At 47.9% G+C, this 2,750-nt stretch carries 2 rRNA genes; both read left to right on the top strand.

Annotation, left to right across the window (positions count from 1 at the left end):
- Positions 1-2,459, top strand: a 23S ribosomal RNA gene (locus tag NK356_RS23955); the annotation flags it as partial.
- Between the two features lie 155 nt (positions 2,460-2,614).
- A 5S ribosomal RNA gene (gene rrf / locus NK356_RS23950) occupies positions 2,615-2,722 on the top strand.
- Positions 2,723-2,750: the final 28 nt, after the last annotated feature.

The following is a 2,750-nucleotide window of genomic DNA, read 5'->3' as shown; positions in this document are numbered from 1 at the left end:
TAGAAGGTGATAATCCTGTACTCGAAAGGCATATTAAGATGATAAATGAGTAGGGCGGGACACGTGAAATCCTGTCTGAATATGGGGGGACCATCCTCCAAGGCTAAATACTCCTGAAAGACCGATAGTGAACAAGTACTGTGAAGGAAAGGTGAAAAGCACTTCGAATAGAAGGGTGAAATAGAACCTGAAACCGTACGCCTACAAGCGGTCGGAGCAGCATAAAGCTGTGACGGCGTGCCTTTTGCATAATGAGCCTACGAGTTAATTTTACTAGCGAGGTTAAGGTATTAAGTACCGGAGCCGGAGCGAAAGCGAGTCTGAATAGGGCGCATAGTTAGTAGGATTAGACGCGAAACCTTGTGATCTACCCATGGGCAGGTTGAAGCTCTGGTAACACAGAGTGGAGGACCGAACCGGTTGACGTTGAAAAGTCTTCGGATGACCTGTGGGTAGGGGTGAAAGGCCAATCAAACTGGGAGATAGCTCGTACTCTCCGAAATGCATTTAGGTGCAGCGTCGTATATAAGTTTATTAGAGGTAGAGCTACTGATTGGATGCGGGGGTTTCATCGCCTACCAATTCCTGACAAACTCCGAATGCTAATAAATGTTCTACGGCAGTGAGGGCATGGGTGCTAAGGTCCATGTCCGAGAGGGAAAGAACCCAGACCAACAGCTAAGGTCCCAAAATATATGTTAAGTTGAAACAACGCGGTTGGACTGCATTGACAGCTAGGATGTTGGCTTGGAAGCAGCCATTCATTTAAAGAGTGCGTAACAGCTCACTAGTCGAGCGGTCCGGCATGGATAATAATCGGGCATAAACATATTACCGAAGCTATGGATTTATATTTTAGATATATCTGGTAGGAGAGCATTCTATTTGCGCCGAAGCAGTACTGTGAGGTATTGTGGAGCGGATAGAAAAGAAAATGTAGGCATAAGTAACGATAAAGCAGGCGAGAAACCTGCTCACCGAAAGACCAAGGCTTCCTCAGCCATGCTAATCAGCTGAGGGTTAGTCGGGACCTAACGCGAACCCGAAAGGGGTAGTGGATGGACAATGGGTTAATATTCCCATACTTGCTCACAATAAAAGGGGACGGTTGGATGTAGCTGCTGGAGACTGACGGAATAGTCAAGGCCTAGCCTTCGGGCGAAGCTGCTGTAGTGTAATCTGATCCAAGAAAAGCCGAAGTGAAGCAACCCGTACCAAAACCGACACAGGTGGTCGAGGAGAGAATCCTAAGGTGCTCGAGTGAGTCGTGGCTAAGGAACTAGGCAAAATAGTCTCGTAACTTCGGAAGAAGAGACGCCAACAGCAATGTTGGCCGCAGTGAAGAGGCCCAGGCGACTGTTTATCAAAAACACAGGACTCTGCTAAATCGAAAGATGCTGTATAGGGTCTGACACCTGCCCGGTGCTGGAAGGTTAAGGAAGGTGCTTAGAGTTAAATCGAAGGCATTAACTGAAGCCCCAGTAAACGGCGGCCGTAACTATAACGGTCCTAAGGTAGCGAAATTCCTTGTCGGGTAAGTTCCGACCTGCACGAATGGTGTAACGATCTGGGCACTGTCTCAGCCACGAGCTCGGTGAAATTGTAGTATCGGTGAAGATGCCGATTACCCGCAATGGGACGAAAAGACCCTGTGAACCTTTACTATAACTTCGTATTGACTTTGAGTAAGTAATGTGTAGGATAGGTGGGAGGCTTTGAAGCAGGCACGCTAGTGTTTGTGGAGCCAACGTTGAAATACCACCCTTTACTTACTTGGAGCCTAACTTCTTTTAGAAGGACATTGCGTGGTGGGTAGTTTGACTGGGGTGGTCGCCTCCAAAAGAGTAACGGAGGCTTTCAAAGGTACCCTCAGCACGCTTGGTAACCGTGCGTAGAGTGTAATGGCATAAGGGTGCTTGACTGTGAGACCTACAAGTCGATCAGGTGCGAAAGCAGGACATAGTGATCCGGTGGTTCCGTATGGAAGGGCCATCGCTCATAGGATAAAAGGTACTCCGGGGATAACAGGCTAGTCTCCCCCAAGAGCTCACATCGACGGGGAGGTTCGGCACCTCGATGTCGGCTCGTCACATCCTGGGGCTGGAGAAGGTCCCAAGGGTTGGGCTGTTCGCCCATTAAAGTGGCACGCGAGCTGGGTTCAGAACGTCGTGAGACAGTTCGGTCTCTATCTATTGCGGGCGTTAGATGTTTGAGAGGGCTTGATTCTAGTACGAGAGGACCGAATTGAACAAACCTCTGGTGTATCAGTTGTACCGCCAGGTGCACCGCTGAGTAGCTACGTTTGGAAGAGATAAGCACTGAAAGCATATAAGTGCGAAACTCGCCTCAAGATGAGACATCTTTTAAGGGTCGTTGTAGATGACGACGTTGATAGGCTATAGGTGTAAAGACAGTAATGTCATAGCCAAGTAGTACTAATTACCCGTAGATTTATAGTCTATGGTTACTAATAAACCAAGTGCTTTATGCGCAGTGAAGGTTTTGTCTTTGTGAAAGTTTTTATCGCTTAAAACAGGTAGCAGATGGTAGCTATCAGGAAGCAGGTACAACCTGCAACCTATTACCTACATCCAGCAACCTTATATACAACCTTTAGGGTGGTTTTAGCGGTGGGGCTCACCTGTTCCCATTCCGAACACAGAAGTTAAGCCCACCAGCGCCGATGGTACTGCTAACGCGGGAGAGTAGGCCGCCGCCAGTTTTTATTTTATTTTTAAAAAACCTTTATC

It is taken from the genome of Chryseobacterium sp. S0630 (assembly GCF_024158915.1).
GTDB lineage: Bacteria > Bacteroidota > Bacteroidia > Flavobacteriales > Weeksellaceae > Chryseobacterium.
Note: the sequence above shows the minus strand (reverse complement) of the source record. Positions and strands in the feature narration are given on the sequence as shown.